The following is a 17,557-nucleotide window of genomic DNA, read 5'->3' as shown; positions in this document are numbered from 1 at the left end:
CTTATCCCTATTCGCTGTCGTATTCGATCAGTGTTTTAATCGGTAAATCACCGAGAAGTTTGTCATAGTGCAAAAACGGCAATCCGATAAGGCCGCAAAAACCAACCACCTCGGCGCCGCCCTGATTCAGCATTTTCCGCGCCGCATTCAGCGTGCCGCCGGTTGCAATCAAATCGTCGAGCAACAATATCCGCTGGCCTTTTTGTATATCGGAGGTGTGAACTTCGATCGTTGCTTGCCCGTATTCGAGGTCATAAGAACAGGAATAGGTTTCACCCGGCAGCTTTCCTTTTTTTCTAATGAGAATCAGCGGAATACCGAGCCTATCGGCAAAGGGAGCCGCAAAAATAAAACCGCGCGATTCGATCGCTGCAACCGCATCGATTTTTTCATCCTTATAAAAGCCCGTAAGCTTATCCAAGCAATAGTGAAACGCTTCAGGATTTATCAGAAGCCCCGTAATATCATAAAACAAAATTCCCTTCTTAGGAAAATCCGGAATCTTGCGGACGGCACTATCTATCAATGTATCTTTCATATTAACATTTTAACTTTACAGGGTATAATAGTCAAGGTAAAGTAATTGCAGCGCAGCGCCCTAGAGACGCCTCTTCGCTATTCTTTTCTAAACGCTTGTTTTTTGATACTATCGTTGAATGATGATACGGAATTTAAACGATATTGCAGGGCTTTCGGTAACGATTATGGGACTCGGATTAAACGGCGGAGGGCTTGCTTCGGCTCGTTTTTTTTGCGGAACACGGCGCAAAAGAGGTTATCGTAACCGATATGAAAACCGAAGAGGAGCTTGCTCCCTCGGTTGCGGAGTTGCGGCGCTATCCCAATGTACGTTTTGCGCTCGGCGGTCACAATATTGAAGATTTCCGTACGGCGGATATGGTGATTAAAAACCCCGGCGTAAAATCGGAAGGAAATCCGTATCTTGCAGCTGCGCGCTGTATCGAAACCGATATTTCAATTTTTTTACAGCTGAGTTCCGCGCCGGTGCTTGCCGTAACCGGCAGTAAAGGAAAATCCTCAACCGTCAGTGCGCTGTATTATGGGCTGCAGCAATGCGGCATACGGGTATTCCTCGGCGGCAACATCACGGTGAGTCCGCTCACCTTCTTAACCGAAACACGAGCCGACACACCGGTTGTGCTGGAGCTTTCCAGTTGGCAGCTCAGCGACCTTGCGCAAAGCCCGCAGTTAAAACCGAAAATAGCGATTATTACCCATATTATGCCCGATCATCAAAACTGGTACGGCTCGATGGAACGCTATGTAGCCGACAAAAAAATCATCTACCGCAATCAGGATAACACCGATTACACAATCTGCAATTACGATGACGGCTGGGGAAAGACCTTTGCGCAAGAAACAGCTGGGCAAGTCTTTTGGTACAGCGCACATCCGCTGCCGCCGCATCTACTCGGCGCATGGATAGCCCCCGACGGCTCTGCTCGGATACGGCTGGCGCCGGACGAAGACCGCCTGCTGCTCCCTTCACGGATTACCGTTCCCGGCGCAGCGCTCAAACAAAATGTTATGGCTGCCTCGCTTGCCCTTGCGTTATACGGCGCCGATCTGCAACAGATCCCGTCCGTTATGCAAAACTATGGCGGTATTCCCCATCGGCTTGAATTTTTTTACGAAACGGAACAATTCAAATTCTATAACGATTCCGCAGCAACAATTCCCGAAGCGGCAGCGGCAGCAGTGAACGCTTTTGAAAAGCCGGTTATCCTCATCACCGGCGGAACCGATAAAAAGCTTGACTTTACCACTCTTGCGCCGGAGCTTAAAAAGGCAAAAGCATTGTTTTTACTTGCCGGCACAGGAACCGATAAATTGACACCGCTACTGCAAGCTCAGCACACCCCGTACTTTGGCCCCTTTCAAGACCTTTCTACCTTGCTTGAAGTAATCCGCCGAGACTATGAACCGACACTGCAAAACACGACTGCTGCAGAACAAGCAATCGTCGTATTTTCCCCCGGCGCTACGAGCTTCGGCATGTTTAAAAACGAGTTCGACCGCGGCCTTCGCTTTAAAGAAGCAGTGCGGAAATGCTGGCCAAAAATCTGATGCATTTTCCTGTTCATTGATGCCGACGAAGCAAGCAATACCCTTGACGGCATGGTCAAAGATTTAAGCAAGCGCTATCTTGGACACATCAACTGTGCGCGTTTTACCCCGAACAAAGAGCGGATTGAAGATATTAAGCGTCTCGCTTCCGAATTTAAAGCGGACGGCGTTATCGGCGTCAATCTGAAGTTCAGCAACCTATACGGACACGGAAGGATACTTTGTGGAACGTACGATGAAGAAGCCGGTATACCGTGTCTCTGCATCGAAACCGATTTAATAAAGCGCAGCAGTTCCTTTTATCACGACACCGGTTTTTCCGTTCAGCGTGATAATATCGCCTGTTTTTAATACGGTCGTTGCTTCGGCGGCTCCGACGATGGTCGGCTTCGAAAGGTTCATTCCCATCAGGGCGGCATGTCCGCTCAAGTTTCCGTTTTCGGTAATGACGGCGCCTGCCCGCTCGATAAAGGAATTCATTAAATCGTTGGTTGCTTGGGTTACGATAATGTCTCCATCCGCAAAGTCGGTCAGCAAGTCTTGCTCGGTGCGGATAACCTTTACTCGGCCGGTTACAACCGATTCAACGCCGGTGCCCTTACCCTTCAGCAGGATCTTTCCGACGGTTTCAACCTTCAACAAGTTTGTCGAACCGACCAGTCCGATCGGAACTCCGGCGGTCAGTACGGCAAGTTCGCCCTCTTGTACGAATCCATTCTCTTTTGCGACGTTGATGCACTGCTCGAACATTTCGTCGGTCGATTTAAAATAGGATGTTACAATCGGATATACTCCCCAGTTGAGTGACAGCCGCCGCGCTGTTGCTTCGGACGGTGTTACGGCAACAATCGGCGCCTTGGGCTTGTATTTTGAAAGTGCCCGCGGCGTTTCTCCCGAAGAGGTCGCGGTAACGATAACCTGTGCATTCATTTCCAACGCCATAGAACAGGTTGCGTGTGCGATGGCATTCGTAATGGTCAAAGAATGCTCCCGGGCAACCGCCCCCATAATCTTGTCGTAGTTTAACGAATTTTCGGTTGTAACGGCAATGCGGTGCATCATCTTAACGGTTTCTACCGGATATTTTCCCGCAGCCGTTTCTCCTGAAAGCATAATGGCGCTCGTTCCGTCAAAGATGGCGTTTGCAACATCGGTAACCTCCGCCCGCGTCGGGCGAGGATTATGCGTCATCGACTCAAGCATTTGGGTTGCCGTAATTGCCGGTTTACTTGCCCGCAACGTTTTACGGATAATCATCTTTTGCACGAGCGGAATTTCTTCCGGCGGAATTTCGATACCTAAATCGCCGCGAGCAACCATGATACCGTCGGAAACTTCAATAATTTTGTCGATGGAGTCGACGCCTTCTTGGTTTTCGATTTTCGCAATAATGTGGATATTGTTCCCATTTGCTTCCTCCAAGACCTTGCGGATGCTTAAGATATCCGCAGGGCCGCGGGTAAATGAGGCCGCTACAAAATCAACCTCGTTTTGAGCGCCGAACTTTAAGTCGGAAATATCCTGCTCGCTCAGGAAGGGAAGATTGATTTTTGCTCCGGGAATATTGATGCCCTTATGATTCGATACGGGGCCGTCGCTCATGACGGTACAGATAATATCGGCGCCGTTATCGATCCGCTCGACCTTCAGTTCGATTAAGCCGTCATCTATAAGGATGCGATTATTAGGCTGTACTTCCTGCGCAAGGTTCTTATAGGTTACGCTGCATATTTTTTCATCGCCGACAACATCGCGTACGGTAAGCGTAAATTGCTGTCCCTTGCTCAGCTGTACGGAATTAACGCCGAAGTTTTTCAGCCGTATTTCCGGCCCCTTGGTGTCCAGCATAATCGCAATCGGCAAGTTGAGTTCCTGTCGAATCTTCTTGATACGGTCGATACGGATCTGGTGCTCTTCATGCGTACCGTGCGAAAAATTAAGGCGGCATACGTTGAGCCCTGCCTTAAATAATTCACGCAGTATTTCTTCCGAGTCGGAAGCGGGACCGATAGTACAGACAATCTTTGTCTTTTTCATCTTTTCTCCTATCGAATGAAAGTATGTCTTTACGCCTTCTTTTTATCCTTCGAAATGGCGTCGACCAAAATGGCGATGGCGCCGTCTCCGGTTACGTTACATGCAGTTCCGAAGCTGTCCTGTGCAATATAGAGCGCGATAATCAATGAACTCATCGTGTCGTTAAAGCCGAGAATGGACTGAACAAAGCCAAGCGCTGCCATAACGGCGCCGCCGGGGATACCGGGGGCTGCAACCATTGCGATACCCAAGATTGCGATAAACGGGAGCATAACGCCGGCGCTCGCTGTTTGTCCGTGCAGGATCAGGATAGCCATCGAGCAGCTGGTAAGGGTGATGGTACTTCCTGCAAGGTGGATGGTTGCGCAGAGCGGAATAACAAAGTCCGCAATTTTTTCCTGAATACCGATTTTCTTGGCGGAAGCAAGCGTTACCGGTATGGTCGCAGCAGAAGACTGCGTTCCCAATGCGGTAACATACGCCGGTAGCATCGTCTTAATCGACGTAAAGGGATTCCGTTTTGCAATGGTACAGGCAATGATGTACTGAATAAGTATCATGATGACGTGCAGCGCAATGACGATTGCAAATACTTTGATAAATACCTTGAGGATAAGCCCAACTTGTCCCGCATGGGTCATGTTGGTAAATACGCCTAAAATATGAATCGGCAGAAGCGGAATAATGATAACTTCGATAACTTTCGTAACGATATTCTGAAATTCGCGTGCTGCATTTTTTAATGTTTCAGAACGGGTTACCGCAATACCGATACCCAGAACAAAGCTTAAAATCAACGCAGTCATAACGCCCATCAGCGGCGGCATATCGATACCGAATAAGCCGGGCAGCAGCGCATCTTCAGGGTTCGCATGGGAAAAAACATCCACATGAGAACTTAAAAAGAACGGGAAGAATATGGAATCGGTTACAAAGGCCAACGTACCGGCAAGCAGTGTTGAACCGTACGCAATACCGGCAGTGATAGCGAGCAGCTTTCCTGCGTCGGAACCCAGATCCGCGATACCCGGAATGACAAATCCAAGAATGATCAGCGGAATGATAAAGCTGAGAAAGTTGCCGAATACCCCGTTAAAGGTTGCCAAAATCTGAACAGGCAACGGCAAATGGATGGAGCGCGTCAAGTTACCGATTAAAATACCGGCAACGATTGCAATAATAAGACGCGGCAATAGACCTAATTTTTTTGCACTCACAATAAACTCCTTTTTAAAAGTGTCAGGACATCTTTAAAAGCTGACCGGTTTTTTAGAGATGTCCAACTATCTTTCTATAGTGTAGCTGACTTTCTGACGGTTGTCCAGTTTTTTTTGATATTCCGGCATCGTGATGTACCTCTTTTATAATTCTCTTCAATAGTATATACTGCCCCATCTGATGATTAAACTCAACATCTAAAGTTTTTAGAAATTGGTTGATAATTTGATACATCACATAATTAAGAAGGTGCACTATGGAACTCACGTATAAAGCAAAAACAGCATGGGAAAAGCTCACCGAAAGTGAACTTGCCGAGATGCAAACGCTTTCTCAAAATTACATCTCATTTTTAAACACCGGAAAGACCGAACGCGAATGCGCCGCTCAAATTATACGGCAGGCAAAGGAAGCAGGTTTTAAGCCGCTTGAAGAAGTGATAAAGAGCGGAAAAGCGCCTGCGGGTACAAAGGTCTATCTTAACAATAAAGATAAGTCCGTTGTGATGATGGTGCTCGGCGAGGATATCATGCAGGGGATGAATATTGTCGGCGCTCATATCGATAGCCCGCGTCTCGACGTCAAGCAGATGCCCCTCTATGAAGATTCCAACCTCGTGTTTTTAAAGACCCACTATTACGGCGGTATCAAAAAGTACCAGTGGACTGCAATTCCGCTCGCTATTCACGGGGTCATCTTTACCAAAGAAGGCAAGAAGGTTGAAATATGCATCGGTGAAGATGAAAACGATCCTGTGCTCTTTATCAGTGACTTGCTCATCCATCTTTCAAAAAAGCAGCTGCAGGAAACCTTAGCGGAAGGCATTACCGCCGAGCAGCTCAATGTCCTTGTCGGGAATATGAAACCTGCAACGCCGGATGAATCGGATGATAAGAAAAAAGACAAATCTAAAGAGGATAAAAAAGGAGATAAGGAGTCTCCCGTTAAGGAAAATATCTTAAAAATCTTGAATCAAAAATACGGCATTACGGAAGAAGATTTCCGCGTTGCGGAACTCGAGATTGTCCCCGCAGGAAAGGCGCGGAATGTCGGGCTTGATAACTCGATGATTGCAGGGCACGGCCATGATGACCGCGTATGCGCCTATACCACACTGAAAGCGATGCTCGAAGTTTCGGGGACTCCCGCAAAGACCGCCGTCGCCCTCTTTGCCGATAAAGAAGAGATCGGTTCGGTCGGTAATACCGGCATGACAGCGCTCTACTTTGAAAACATGGTCGCGGAGATTGCCGCCCTGCAAAATGCTCCCTGCGATTTAGGCGTGCGCCGCGCATTTGCTAACTCCTGTATGTTATCTGCCGATGTGTCCGCCGGTTATGACCCCGCGTTTACGTCCGTATTTGAAAAGCTCAATTCGGCGTTTATCGGCAACGGTATCTGCATCAACAAATACACCGGCTCCGGCGGCAAGGGCGGCTCAAATGACGCAAACGCCGAATATCTCCAAAAGATCAGGCATTTATTCGACACCAACAATGTTGTCTGGCAGACGGCGGAACTCGGTATGACCGACGCCGGGGGAGGAGGTACGATAGCCTACATCCTCGCTAAGTACGGAACGGAAGTCGTAGACTGCGGAGTGCCGGTATTGTCGATGCATGCCCCCATCGAATTGATCAGTAAAGTAGACCTTTTAATGGCATACCGAGCCTACAAGGCGTTTTTAAAAGCACATTAAAGCGAAGCGGAACCTCTAAAAGCTGTGGTTTTTAGAGGTTTCGGTTAATCGATTTCGATACGAGAGAATATCAATGAATACAGCATACCCTGAATTACAGCATGCATTTGAAAAGATGATTCTATCGGCGTCGGGCTGGCGCAAAGTATTTGCTCAATCCGGAAGCGAAAACGACGGAGCGCCGGAAATTTCCGCCGCCGACCGCGATATTGTTTTCTTTGCCGCTCAATCATTTGCGGAATTCTTACAAGCTGAGTTTCCGGCAATCCGCACGATAGTCATAGCCCGCGACAGCCGTCCCACCGGCGCAGCGCTTTTAAAAGAGGCTGTAACGGCGTTTGCCGCTGCGTCCGCGATAACAGGTTCGGATGTGCCTATGGCAACGGTTGCTACGGCTACTTCCGCGGTGAAAAGTTCGGCGGCTTTAGCGGTACAATCGGTTGGAATAGCAGCGGCGCCGGAGATTATGGCGTACGCGCGCGCTGCAGGGGCGGCTTTCATGTATATTTCCGCAAGCCATAATCCCATCGGGCATAACGGCTTTAAGTTCGGGTTGGATACCGGGGGCGTACTGGACGGAAGTCAATCGACGCGGCTGATAGCCTTATTCACACAAAAATGCGCCGCCGCACACCAAGATACTGCGGCTGCCTTGCGCAAACAGGCTAATCCGGCACAGGTACAAATGGTGTTTGAGGCGGAGGCTGCGCATAAACAAGCGGCGCTTGCAGCCTATCAAAACTTTTTACAGGAAGTGATTGCCGATTCAAAAGACAGCGCGGAACAAGCGCGTTTTTTTGACGGCATCCGCGCTCAATGCACCGAACTTGCGGCAGCAGGGAAGCCGTTTACACTGGTTGCAGACTTTAACGGCAGCGCCCGCGCCGCTTCGGTTGACCGAGCTTTCTTTGAAAAGCTCGGTATGCAGCTTGTCGGTATTGCGGAACAGGCCGGAAATATCGTCCACGGTATTATTCCCGAAGGGGGGAACCTCGCAACTTGTGCTGCAAAGATCGAAGAACTGCACCGGAGCAATCCCGCACAGGCGGAGAATACGTTGTTCGGCTATATGCCCGACTGCGACGGAGACCGCGGCAATATCATCTACTGGGATGAGGTACAGCAAAAAGCGCTGATCCTTGAAGCGCAGGAAGTCTTTGCTTTGTCGGTCATCGCGGAACTGAGTTATCTGCACTACAGCGGTAACATCAGCGCGCCTCTCGCGGTTACCGTCAACGGGCCGACATCGCTCCGCATTAACGAAATCGCAAAAGCCTTGGATGCGGAAGTGTTTTATGCGGAGGTAGGCGAAGCCAATGTAGTAAACCGAGCGGAAGATGCACGCCGGTACGGTTACAAAGTACGGATACTCGGCGAAGGCTCCAACGGGGGGAATATCACCTACCCCGCCGCCGTGCGTGACCCGCTGAATACGCTCTTTGCTATCAGTAAGCTCTTGCTCATAAAAGATACGCCGAGCGCATCCTGCCCGTTCCGTATCTGGTGCGAGCGGTCGGGGCAAACGGCAAAGTACCGGAAAGACTTTACCTTTGCGGATATTATTGCAACGCTTCCCCGCTATTGGACAACCCCGACGCAGGAAGCGCGGGCGCTGATGCACATCCATACAACCGACCACACTGCGTTAAAATCGGCATATCAGAAGATTTTTATGCAGGAATGGGCGGATAAAAAACAGCTGCTGAAAGACCGGTTCGGTATAGCAGCCTGTAAAGTGTTTGCGTATAATGGAACGGTTTGTACGGAAAATCTCAGAGATTTTGGAGTTTCCGCAAAGGGCGGCCTCAAAGTGCAGTTCTATAATGCAAGCTATATGCCGATTGCCTTTATCTGGATGCGCGGTTCCGGTACCGAACCGGTATTCCGCATTATGGCAGACATCAAAGGATATGATCAGGCAGCGGAAGAATATCTGGTTCAGTGGCAGGGAGATATGGTACGCAAAGCCGATGCGGCGGTATCGGCAAAAAATTAAGAAAGCTGTAGCCGAATTTTACGGCGCCGGTAAAGGAATGCTGATGGTCTTACTGGCTATATGCATTCCGGCAATTATCGGTAGCTTTTAAGGGAAGGATAACGGAATGGGAATTCGAGGAGAATTATTTACCACTCAAATTCCGGTAGAGAACCGGACATATTTTTTTAATGTGAAAGAGAATCGGCTGGGTGATGTTTTTTTGCAGATTGTCGAAAGCAAAAACACTGACGGCGCCGGTTTTGACCGCCATGCAATTGTCGTATTTCAGGATGAAATGCAAACCTTTTTGCAGGGGCTTAACGAAAGCCTTGAATTTATCGAAAAAAAACGGAAAGAGCAGCTCAAGGAAAAACGAGAGAAAAAGCAGCGGAGTATTTCTGCAGAGACAGCCGGCGGAGAAAAAAAGAAAATCATCAATAAGCACAACTCAAGTACAAAACCGAAACCCGCGCGGAAGGTACGCATTGTCAAAAAAGACGAGGCAGAATAGGAAGTCTCCCTCGATGTCTTTGTCCCTTTATTTCATAAGCGATACGTTTAGAAAACCTTTGAATATCCGAAAAACCATAGCTTGCGTATCTTGCTTTTAGCTTAAACTTGGTGTATATTGCCGTAGTTTACGATTATCAGCCTTATGCGGAATGGAGCCTGTTTCGGCGGCACAGAAAGCAGCGGCGGTCATTTTTATTGATTGGCATACAGCCTGTTTAAAAATCAAAGCAGTTGTGTGAATGGGTGAGGTATGTCCTCATCTTATTTCGGAGGTGTCGGACATGATTTCAAAAAAAATCATCGAATATACTATGCGGTGTATGTCAATGTGTATCGCCGTTGTAATCTTTCTCCTTTCTGCGCAGTCAAAGCTGCCTATTCCGGAGAGCGTTTCTTTTCATGGATTAGATAAGCTTTTGCATGCATGCGCTTTCGGGAGTCTTGCTTTTACGCTTTCCTATTGGTTTGCTTCTGGTAAATGGCTTGCAAAACCGTTTAAATATTTCACGCTTGTTTGCCTTTTTACTGCTTGTTACGGTATCTCTGATGAAATCCATCAAATCTTTGTTCCCGGGCGCGATGCTTCCGTATATGACTGGTTTGCCGACTGTACCGGAGCTGTCTTAGCAACACTTGTACGGTTGGGGATGCTAAAACATCGGTTGGAGTTTTGATTCATGTAGCTCATGTAATGCCCCTGTGCTCATGCGTTAGAGAATATTGTTTTTAGGAAAAAGGCGCGAATGAATACCGCAATTATAGAAAAACTTACGGTCTTTTTTGATGCTAGACCCGAAATTATCCTTGCGATGCCTAAGGAAAGTGTTTTGCTGCATAGGCATACGATGACCGCTCTCTACTGGTATGAAGATTATTATCCCATCTATAAGCGCGGGCAAATGTATATTCTTGAACATGCTTTTAAGAAATAGACTGTTTTTATGAATTTTTGTGTGCGGTGTTAAAAATATTTAATTGATATTGGCGAATATGAGGCTTGATACAAGCTTGATGTTTTTTGGGAAATGTAACCTATGGAAAAAACAGTATATTTGGGAATTACCGGGGATATCATCCATCCCGGCATTATCAATATTATTGCAGAAGGTGCAAAATACGGACGCCTTATTATTGGGGTGTTGACGGATAGCGCTATTGTTTCGCATAAAAGATTACCGTATTTGACGTATGAACAACGAAAACAGGTTATAGAGAATATTAAAGGCGTAAGCGAAGTCATTCCGCAAGAAGACTGGTCGTATGTTCCGAATTTAAAAAAATTAAAACCGGATTTTATTATTCACGGTGATGATTGGCAAGCCGGCCCCTTAAGCAAGATCAGAGATGAAGTTTTTCAAGTAATGAACGAGTGGGGCGGTCAGGTGATTGAAATTCCTTACACGAAAGGAATTAATTCAACGGCGCTTGCCGCTAATATGCATACTATCGGGACAACGCCTGAAATTAGAATGAAAACGTTACGGAGACTTATCGAAGCACAACCGGTTGTGCGGATTATGGAAGCTCATTCCGGCCTCTCCGGCTTGATTATCGAAAATATTGAAGTACAAAAAGAAGATGGTGTTCATCGTTACGATGGAATGTGGTCTTCAAGTCTCACCGATTCTACCAGTAAGGGAAAGCCAGATATTGAAGCGGTTGATCTTACAACTCGTTTACAAAGTTTAACGGATATTCTGGAATGTACGACAAAGCCGATTATTTATGACGGTGATACGGGCGGCAAACCTGAGCATTTTGTATTCACCGTTCGAACTTTGGAGCGGAACGGTATTTCCGCTATTATAATAGAAGATAAAGTCGGTTTGAAGAAAAACAGCTTATTCGGTACGGAAGCTAAGCAGGAATTGGCGCCGGTAGAAGATTTTTGTCATAAAATAGCGGAAGGTAAAAAGGCACAAGTTACCAAAGATTTTATGATTATTGCTCGCCTTGAATCTCTGATAGCAGGCCATTCTGTGGATGAGGCTTTGGAACGTGCCTTTGCGTATGTAAAAGCCGGAGCCGATGGCGTTATGATTCACAGTAAAGAGAAAACAGGGGAAGATATTAAAGAATTCTGTAAACGCTTTAGAGGCGAATATAAAAAAGTACCGATCGTTTTAGTACCCACTACCTATAATCAATTTACCGAATCGGAGCTTGCTTCATGGGGAGCAAATGTTATTATTTATGCGAATCACATGTTGCGGGCATCGTATCCTGCAATGTATAAAGTCGCAAAGACTATTTTAGAAGCTGAACGTTCTTTAGAAGTGAATGATATGTGTCTTTCAATAAAAAATATTTTGGAATTAATTCCGGGGACTAAATAAATGATACGCCCTCAATTTTTTTATGCGTTATTACAGGAAAACGGTACCGATTTTTTTACCGGAGTGCCTGATTCTTTGTTAAAAAATTTCTGTGCATATATAACGGATACGGCAGATAAAACGCATCACATTATTGCAGCAAATGAAGGCTGTGCTGTCGGACTCGCAGCGGGGCACTATTTTGCAACCGATACTATTCCGCTTGTGTATATGCAGAATTCCGGATTGGGTAATACGGTTAACCCGCTCCTTTCACTTGCAGATAAGGCGGTGTATTCCGTACCGTTATTGCTTGTAATCGGATGGCGGGGGGAGCCCGGTGTTCATGATGAACCGCAGCATATAACGCAGGGAAAAGTAACTTGTGCACTTCTTGATGCAATGGAAATTCCGTATGTAATTTTGGAAGCCGATGAGGAAAAGGCAGCCGTTCAAATTACCCATGCCTATAAAATGGTCAAAGAAAGAAATGCTCCGTTTGCGCTTGTAGTGCGGAAAGGATGCTTTGCACCCTATACGCTTAAATCAAACGACTCTGTCCCTGCTGAAATGACGAGAGAACAGGCTATAGCCCATATAATAGCTTATGCTCCTTCAGATGCAGTTTTTGTTTCGACTACCGGAATGGCATCTCGTGAATTGTATGAATTACGCGAGAAAAATCAGCAAAAGCATAATACGGACTTTTTAACGGTCGGTTCAATGGGACATGCTTCTCAAATAGCGCTCGGTATCGCTTTATGCAAGCGGGATAGGACGGTTATCTGTATTGACGGCGATGGCGCAGCTCTTATGCACCTTGGAGGGTTCAGTACAATCGGTACTCAAAAACCGAAAAACATGGTGCATATCGTTTTAAATAACGGCGCTCATGATTCGGTCGGCGGACAGCCTACTGTAGCGCGGAACATAAACTTATGTGCTGTTGCTTTGGCATGTGGATATGATCAAGCTCTATCCGTTGCAGCGCCGGAAGCGTTGCTGTCAAATTTAAAAATCGCGTTTGCAAGCCCCGGTACGGTATTTATTGAGGTGATGGTATCTAAAGGTGCGCGCCCTGACTTAGGAAGACCGAAATCATCTCCTATTGAAAATAAAAAAGCTTTTATGGCATTACTGGAGAAATAGTATGATTAAGGAAGCTGTTATTTTGGCTGGTGGCTTGGGGTCCCGCTTAAAAGATAAGACAAAAACAATGCCGAAAGGTTTTTTGGAAATAGGGGGAACAGCAATTGTAGAGCAATCGGTACAAAAACTGCTTGCTCAAGGAATAGAAAAAATTATTATCGGTACGGGGCATTGCAACGAATATTATGACCGTCTTGCCCAAAAATATCCGGCTATCATTACGGTAAAAAATGAGCGCTATGCTGAAACCGGCAGTATGGGAACGCTTGAATGCTGTGCACCTTTGGTTACCGGTTCCTTTTTACTGCTGGAATCCGATTTGATTTATGATTCGATCGGATTATTTACCCTGATAAATGATGAGCGGAAAAATCTTATTTTAGCGAGCGGCGCTACGCATTCCGGTGATGAGGTGTATCTTCAAGCTGATGCAGATATGCGCCTGACAGGGCTATCTAAGAAGAAGCAGGACTTACACAGTATTTTAGGTGAACTTGTCGGTATTACCAAATTGACGAAAGAAGTGTTAAATAACATGTGTGCGTACGCAAAGGCTCATCATAATGATTTACCTAAAATGGAATACGAGCATGCGCTTTTAAAAATTGCGGAGACTGACGCTGTTGCGGTAAAGAAAAGTGAGTACTATGTATGGCGGGAAATCGACGATGAAGATCATTTGGCGATGGCAGTAAATGATATTTATCCTCATATCGTAGAAAATGAAAGTCTGCGAAATGTTCGTCGCGAAGTGCTTCTTAATCCGGGGCCTGCCACAACTACCGATAGTGTTAAATATGCTCAAGTCGCAGCAGATATTTGTCCGCGTGAAAAAGAATTCGGAAATTTAATGCAATGGCTTTGCGATGAAATGAAGCTGTTTGCGCTGGCGCCTCAGACCAATCCCGATGAATATGAAACTGTTATGTTCGGATGCTCCGGTACCGGTGCGGATGAAGTCATGGTTTCTTCCTGTGTGCCCGATACCGGAAAGCTGTTAGTAATTGATAACGGCTCGTATGGGGCGCGGATGGCAAAAATCGCGCAAGTATATAAAATCCCTATGGATGTATATAAAAGTTCAACGTATGAACCTATCGACTTGGAAAAACTTGAAGCTGTATTTGCATCGAAAAAGTATACTCATCTTGCATGTGTATACCATGAAACAACAACCGGCTTGCTTAACCCCTTGCATATTATCTGTCCTATGGCAAAAAAATACGGCATGGTTACGATTGTTGACGCGGTAAGCGCTTATTGCGGAATGCCGATGGATTTAAAAACACTCGGTATAGACTTTATGGCCTCCACAAGCAACAAGAATATTCAAGGCATGGCGGGTGTAGGATTTGTTATCTGCAATAAAGCCGAGCTTGAAAAGACCAAAGACTATCCGATGCGCAATTATTATTTAAATCTGTATGATCAATATGCGTATTTTTCAAAGACCCATCAAACACGGTTTACGCCGCCGGTACAAACGATGTACGCATTACGGCAGGCTGTTTTAGAGACCAAACAAGAGACCGTTCAAAAACGGTATGAGCGCTATACCGAGTGTTGGAATATACTAGTAGCAGCGGTTAAAAAGCTTGGCCTTGAAATGCTGGTAAAAGAGGAGCATCAAAGCCATTTTATTACGGCAATTTTGGAGCCGAAGACCCCTCAATACAGTTTTGATGCCCTGCATGACTTTGCTGCTGAACACAGCTTTACCATTTATCCGGGAAAGCTGGGGAATATTGATACATTCCGTATCGCAAATATCGGTGATATCAAACCTGAAGAAATGCGTACTTTTACCGTTAAACTCGAACAGTATATGCATGGAATCGGGGTAGGGAAGTAAACAACTTTTAAGGCACCCCCATTGATAATGCAGCCCTTTACAAGGGGCGTATTGTGTTTAGTGATATGTTAACGTTATTGGCATATATATGTTGATGATATTGACATACCATGCAGTTGTTGATATATTTTCTTCACAATGTTACAGGCAGAATTAAAGAAAATATATCTTACACAACTCGAAAAACTGCGGAAAACCGATGACGGAACCTATCGAGATGCATTAGCGGATATCCCCGATATAACGACCCATGCGTTTGTGGTATGCGGTGTTCGGCGGTGCGGGAAAAGCACTCTGTTACAGCAGTTTGTAAAGAAGCTCAATAAGCCGTTTTTTTATCTGAATTTTGATGATTTACGGCTGTTGGAATTCTCCGTTTCCGACTATGCGATACTGGATGCTGTTATTGAGGAATCGAACAGTCGTCTTATTTTTTTTGATGAAATACAGGCCGCAGCGCATTGGGAATTGTACGTGCGGCAAAAACTGGATCAAGGTTTTCAGGTTGTATTAACAGGCTCTAATGCCTCCCTTTTAAGCCGTGAACTTGGAACAAAACTGACCGGGCGGCATATCGTAAAAGAGTTGTTTCCGTTTTCTTATTCCGAGTATCTGCGCTTTGCGCATGCACAAAAAGGTATTCAATCGTTTGAAAGCTATTTTCAAACAGGCGGTTTTCCCGAGTATCTCAAGCTGAATAATTCCGAAGTTGTTATGCAGCTTCAAAAGGACATCTTATATCGGGATATAGCAGTGCGCTACAATGTCAGTGATGATAAATCGCTGCAACGGCTGTATGTGTATCTTGCTTCCAATGCGGCATCACTGATTTCTCCCAGTAAGCTGAAAACAGTCGCCGGAGTAAAGTCGCATACGACCATTCTTGATTATTTTTCATATTTTGAGAATGCATATTTGTTGAGTTTAGTACCTAAGTTCGCATGGTCGCAAAAAGCACAGAGCCTTGCCCCAAAAAAAGTTTATTTTACCGATATCGGATTGATACGGACGGCAGGGCTTACGTTTAGCGAAAATTCGGGGCATATTTTAGAAAATTTTGTGTTTAACGAACTCCGCCGAAAGTACGGGACTTTTGACGATAAACAAATCTACTATTATAGTGATGATGCGTGCGAGTGCGATTTTGTCGTTAATCCGCTTTTTGCACCGCAGTGCATTCAGGTATGCTTAGAGCTGAACCTCGATAACACCGAACGAGAGTTAAACGGACTTCTGAAAGCTATGGATTTCTTTAAGGTTCGGGAAGGACTTATTCTTACGCGGGATTCTCGTGATCTTTTTGTAAAAGAAGATAAAAGGATAACTATCATGCCTGCGTGGGACTACTTTGGGTAACAATGCGTCTGTCTGAAGAAACTAAAAGCATCATCATCGATTCCGTTCGTCGGCATTTTACGCAAGCTGAAAAAATTATCCTATTCGGTTCTCGTGCTGATGATAGCAAGCGGGGCGGGGATATCGATATACTGGTGCAAACGCCGCTTACTTCTGCTGTAGCCTTTGAAGAAAAATTACAGACGGCTGCGGCTCTACAATTGAAGCTCGGTGAGCAACGGATTGATCTACTTACAACAACCGGCGCTGATGATGGGCGGTTGATCGTGCAGAATGCATACCGGCAAGGTGTAGTATTATGGACGAAATAGCAAAACTAAAATGCGCTTCTGCGCTGGAAGAATGTAAAAAACATATACACAGGATTGATGTGGCGCTTCAAACTTTGCATTCGTTTTTTCCGATTACAGAAGAGAGGCTGAACGCATTATCCGATGAGCAAACTGCTGTTTTGGATCAATTCCTCTATCGGTTTGCAAAGTTGCAAGATTGCATTGGTTTGCGGTTAATCCCTGCTGTATATAGTTTGCTGGAAAGCGATACAACCGCGCATCCGTTTATCGATATTCTCAATAAACTTGAAAAATTTAACATTTTAACATCGGCTGAGGACTGGCAGTATTTCCGTTCGTTGAGAAATAGTTTTGCCCATGAATACCCCGAGCGGCCGGAAGATATTGTCAATGCGGTTAATGCACTCTATGCTTCATGGGATAAATTTATGACACTATACATGAAGCTTGCTGTAACGGCAGAAAAACTGCTTGGTACGGAAGATTTGGAATGCCCGCTATCCAATAAATGAATAGCCTCCCCTAAAAACTTCATTTTTGAGGGGCTTGGGGTTAATTTACACGTTGTATAAATAGATTATACTATTTTATGGTTGTGTCTTTAAAGATTTTAAATTTATTGCTGTTTTTGTGCCTATACCTATAAAAACTTTAATTCTTGTTGGCTTTTTATGCTTATAGCTGTAAGATTTAATTTATATAAGGATGTTTTATGGATGTAAGCATAAAAACTACGGTTAGGCGATTGGATTATCTGCAGGACAATTTCTACAAATGCAATTTTCGGATGAATCTTGAATGTCTTGCTTGGAAGACGCTTAAAGATAAAATGGAATGTGATGGATTGACTTTCGAACGATTGTCTCCAAAATATATTTTTAAAGATGCCTATAAGGGTAAGTATATCGATTGCGAGCATATTTGAGCAATGAGGTAACATCTCCATGAAAAAACTACCGGTTGGTATCCATACGTTTTCTCAAATTAGAAATGAAGATTACCTGTATATCGATAAAACACAAGAAGCGTATCAGTTAATCAATAATTAAGCAAATTTAA

At 45.4% G+C, this 17,557-nt stretch carries 17 protein-coding genes; 14 read left to right on the top strand and 3 right to left on the bottom strand.

Annotated elements, in window-relative coordinates:
- Positions 1-7: 7 nt before the first annotated feature.
- A complete protein-coding gene (locus GWP40_RS11375; RefSeq protein ID WP_212565414.1) occupies positions 8-538 on the bottom strand; it encodes an adenine phosphoribosyltransferase in 531 nt (176 codons plus the stop codon).
- A 194-nt stretch (positions 539-732) separates the two neighbouring features.
- On the opposite strand from GWP40_RS11375, the gene murD reads away from it, so the two are divergent.
- Both murD and GWP40_RS11365 read left to right on the top strand, forming a co-directional pair.
- Positions 733-2,088, top strand: a complete 1,356-nt coding sequence (murD, locus tag GWP40_RS11370) for a UDP-N-acetylmuramoyl-L-alanine--D-glutamate ligase (RefSeq protein WP_414162747.1) — start codon at positions 733-735, stop codon at positions 2,086-2,088.
- Positions 2,089-2,139: 51 nt separating this feature from the next.
- Positions 2,140-2,439 carry a 2-hydroxyacyl-CoA dehydratase gene (locus tag GWP40_RS11365; protein ID WP_212565413.1) on the top strand — a complete coding sequence of 100 codons (300 nt, stop codon included), beginning with the start codon at positions 2,140-2,142 and terminating at the stop codon, positions 2,437-2,439.
- On the opposite strand, the gene pyk is transcribed toward GWP40_RS11365, so the two are convergent.
- Both pyk and GWP40_RS11355 read right to left on the bottom strand, forming a co-directional pair.
- Positions 2,365-4,125: a pyruvate kinase gene (gene pyk, locus GWP40_RS11360; protein ID WP_212565412.1), complete on the bottom strand. Its 1,761-nt coding sequence runs from the start codon at positions 4,123-4,125 to the stop codon at positions 2,365-2,367. The genes GWP40_RS11365 and pyk overlap by 75 nt on opposite strands.
- 29 nt (positions 4,126-4,154) lie before the next feature.
- The gene (locus GWP40_RS11355) at positions 4,155-5,342 is read right to left on the bottom strand and encodes a dicarboxylate/amino acid:cation symporter (RefSeq protein WP_212565411.1); all 1,188 of its coding nucleotides are present in this window, start codon (positions 5,340-5,342) and stop codon (positions 4,155-4,157) included.
- A gap of 257 nt (positions 5,343-5,599) precedes the next feature.
- Between GWP40_RS11355 and GWP40_RS11350 the strand changes: the two genes are divergently transcribed.
- From GWP40_RS11350 to GWP40_RS11295, 12 genes are all read left to right on the top strand, one after another.
- On the top strand, positions 5,600-7,042 hold the full coding sequence (locus tag GWP40_RS11350; RefSeq protein WP_212565410.1) for an aminopeptidase: 1,443 nt from the start codon (positions 5,600-5,602) through the stop codon (positions 7,040-7,042).
- A 73-nt stretch (positions 7,043-7,115) separates the two neighbouring features.
- On the top strand, positions 7,116-9,038 hold the full coding sequence (locus GWP40_RS11345; protein WP_212565409.1) for a phosphoglucomutase: 1,923 nt from the start codon (positions 7,116-7,118) through the stop codon (positions 9,036-9,038).
- 106 nt (positions 9,039-9,144) lie between these two features.
- Entirely contained in the window at positions 9,145-9,531 is a 387-nt protein-coding gene (locus GWP40_RS11340; protein WP_212565408.1) for a PUR family DNA/RNA-binding protein, read from the top strand.
- Positions 9,532-9,814: 283 nt separating this feature from the next.
- On the top strand, positions 9,815-10,207 hold the full coding sequence (locus GWP40_RS11335) for a VanZ family protein (protein ID WP_212565407.1): 393 nt from the start codon (positions 9,815-9,817) through the stop codon (positions 10,205-10,207).
- Positions 10,208-10,276: 69 nt separating this feature from the next.
- Complete coding sequence (locus GWP40_RS11330) at positions 10,277-10,465, top strand: hypothetical protein (protein ID WP_212565406.1); 189 nt, start codon at positions 10,277-10,279, stop codon at positions 10,463-10,465.
- Positions 10,466-10,567: 102 nt separating this feature from the next.
- On the top strand, positions 10,568-11,869 hold the full coding sequence (aepX, locus tag GWP40_RS11325) for a phosphoenolpyruvate mutase (RefSeq protein WP_212565405.1): 1,302 nt from the start codon (positions 10,568-10,570) through the stop codon (positions 11,867-11,869).
- Positions 11,870-12,997 (top strand): phosphonopyruvate decarboxylase, encoded by a 1,128-nt coding sequence (aepY, locus tag GWP40_RS11320; RefSeq protein ID WP_212565404.1) that lies wholly within the window; start codon positions 11,870-11,872, stop codon positions 12,995-12,997.
- 1 nt (position 12,998) lies between these two features.
- The gene (locus GWP40_RS11315) at positions 12,999-14,849 is read left to right on the top strand and encodes a 2-aminoethylphosphonate aminotransferase (RefSeq protein WP_212565403.1); all 1,851 of its coding nucleotides are present in this window, start codon (positions 12,999-13,001) and stop codon (positions 14,847-14,849) included.
- 138 nt (positions 14,850-14,987) lie between these two features.
- Positions 14,988-16,205 (top strand): ATP-binding protein, encoded by a 1,218-nt coding sequence (locus GWP40_RS11310; protein ID WP_212565402.1) that lies wholly within the window; start codon positions 14,988-14,990, stop codon positions 16,203-16,205.
- Positions 16,187-16,516 carry a nucleotidyltransferase domain-containing protein gene (locus tag GWP40_RS11305; protein ID WP_212565401.1) on the top strand — a complete coding sequence of 110 codons (330 nt, stop codon included), beginning with the start codon at positions 16,187-16,189 and terminating at the stop codon, positions 16,514-16,516. Before GWP40_RS11310 ends, GWP40_RS11305 begins: the two co-directional genes overlap by 19 nt.
- The gene (locus tag GWP40_RS11300) at positions 16,504-17,010 is read left to right on the top strand and encodes a hypothetical protein (RefSeq protein WP_212565400.1); all 507 of its coding nucleotides are present in this window, start codon (positions 16,504-16,506) and stop codon (positions 17,008-17,010) included. The genes GWP40_RS11305 and GWP40_RS11300 overlap by 13 nt, the downstream gene beginning before the upstream one ends.
- A 432-nt stretch (positions 17,011-17,442) precedes the next feature.
- Positions 17,443-17,547 (top strand): AAA family ATPase, encoded by a 105-nt coding sequence (locus tag GWP40_RS11295; protein WP_212565399.1) that lies wholly within the window; start codon positions 17,443-17,445, stop codon positions 17,545-17,547.
- Positions 17,548-17,557: the final 10 nt, after the last annotated feature.

The sequence above is a fragment of the Treponema vincentii genome (genome assembly GCF_018336815.1).
Lineage (GTDB): Bacteria > Spirochaetota > Spirochaetia > Treponematales > Treponemataceae > Treponema.
This window is presented reverse-complemented; position numbering and strand designations above follow the sequence as displayed.

Bases quoted from the DNA above. Each gene is read 5' to 3' on its own strand.
- GWP40_RS11310 (WP_212565402.1), top strand. From the start codon at position 14,988: ATGTTACAGGCAGAATTAAAGAAAATATATCTTACACAACTCGAAAAA.
- GWP40_RS11295 (WP_212565399.1), top strand. From the start codon at position 17,443: ATGAAAAAACTACCGGTTGGTATCCATACGTTTTCTCAAATTAGAAAT.
- GWP40_RS11300 (WP_212565400.1), top strand. From the start codon at position 16,504: ATGGACGAAATAGCAAAACTAAAATGCGCTTCTGCGCTGGAAGAATGT.
- GWP40_RS11330 (WP_212565406.1), top strand. From the start codon at position 10,277: ATGAATACCGCAATTATAGAAAAACTTACGGTCTTTTTTGATGCTAGA.
- GWP40_RS11375 (WP_212565414.1), bottom strand. From the start codon at position 538: ATGAAAGATACATTGATAGATAGTGCCGTCCGCAAGATTCCGGATTTT.
- pyk (WP_212565412.1), bottom strand. From the start codon at position 4,125: ATGAAAAAGACAAAGATTGTCTGTACTATCGGTCCCGCTTCCGACTCG.
- GWP40_RS11365 (WP_212565413.1), top strand. From the start codon at position 2,140: ATGGTCAAAGATTTAAGCAAGCGCTATCTTGGACACATCAACTGTGCG.
- aepY (WP_212565404.1), top strand. From the start codon at position 11,870: ATGATACGCCCTCAATTTTTTTATGCGTTATTACAGGAAAACGGTACC.
- GWP40_RS11350 (WP_212565410.1), top strand. From the start codon at position 5,600: ATGGAACTCACGTATAAAGCAAAAACAGCATGGGAAAAGCTCACCGAA.
- GWP40_RS11345 (WP_212565409.1), top strand. From the start codon at position 7,116: ATGAATACAGCATACCCTGAATTACAGCATGCATTTGAAAAGATGATT.
- GWP40_RS11335 (WP_212565407.1), top strand. From the start codon at position 9,815: ATGATTTCAAAAAAAATCATCGAATATACTATGCGGTGTATGTCAATG.
- GWP40_RS11340 (WP_212565408.1), top strand. From the start codon at position 9,145: ATGGGAATTCGAGGAGAATTATTTACCACTCAAATTCCGGTAGAGAAC.
- GWP40_RS11315 (WP_212565403.1), top strand. From the start codon at position 12,999: ATGATTAAGGAAGCTGTTATTTTGGCTGGTGGCTTGGGGTCCCGCTTA.
- aepX (WP_212565405.1), top strand. From the start codon at position 10,568: ATGGAAAAAACAGTATATTTGGGAATTACCGGGGATATCATCCATCCC.